Origin of the sequence: Paraglaciecola arctica BSs20135, assembly GCF_000314995.1 — a bacterium.
GTDB lineage: Bacteria > Pseudomonadota > Gammaproteobacteria > Enterobacterales > Alteromonadaceae > Paraglaciecola > Paraglaciecola arctica.
Genome location: NZ_BAEO01000033.1, coordinates 1 through 561, shown reverse-complemented (window position 1 = coordinate 561; position 561 = coordinate 1). Strand labels below are relative to the sequence as shown.

Here is a 561-nt window from a genome sequence, read left to right as displayed (position 1 = left end):
ATAAAAAAATCGGCCGCAAGCGACCGAGTTTTAAAACAGACCCAACTGCTTGGCGTTCTTTTCTTTACTATCCAGCTCGATTAGTTGGTTTTGAACATATTTCCTAATTGTCTCTTCATTGGCATTACCGATCGTTTCGACGAAATAGCTCTGTGTCCAAAGCTTACCACCCCAGAAGTATCGTTTCTTAATCTCTGGATATAACTTAAAAAACTCTCTCGCTGAGATACTTTTTATAACTTGCATTACATGACTAGGAGCTACTTTGGGTTCGCCTTTGATAACCATGTGAATATGATCTTCTGGAATTTCCAACTCCTGGATATCAAAATCATAGTCATACCCTATTTTACGAATAATCGCCTTCATTGCTTCGCGATAAGGCTCTACAAACACTTTGTGTCGATATTTGGGTATCCAAACAAAGTGATACATTAACCGATAAACGTGATGTGTATTTCTCTGAAGTTCCATATGATGAATAGCATAAACTGGAAAAAGACCCAGTTTACACTATCCAGCACGGGGGCAAGCCCCCGAGATTTACGCTACGCGGTTAAA

1 protein-coding gene is annotated in these 561 nt (G+C 39.6%); it reads right to left on the bottom strand.

All coding sequences use genetic code 11. From position 1 onward, the window contains the following. Positions 1-30 precede the first annotated feature (30 nt). Positions 31-435, bottom strand: a complete 405-nt coding sequence (gene tnpA / locus GARC_RS12590) for an IS200/IS605 family transposase (protein WP_007620589.1) — start codon at positions 433-435, stop codon at positions 31-33. Between the last annotated feature and the right edge of the window lie 126 nt (positions 436-561).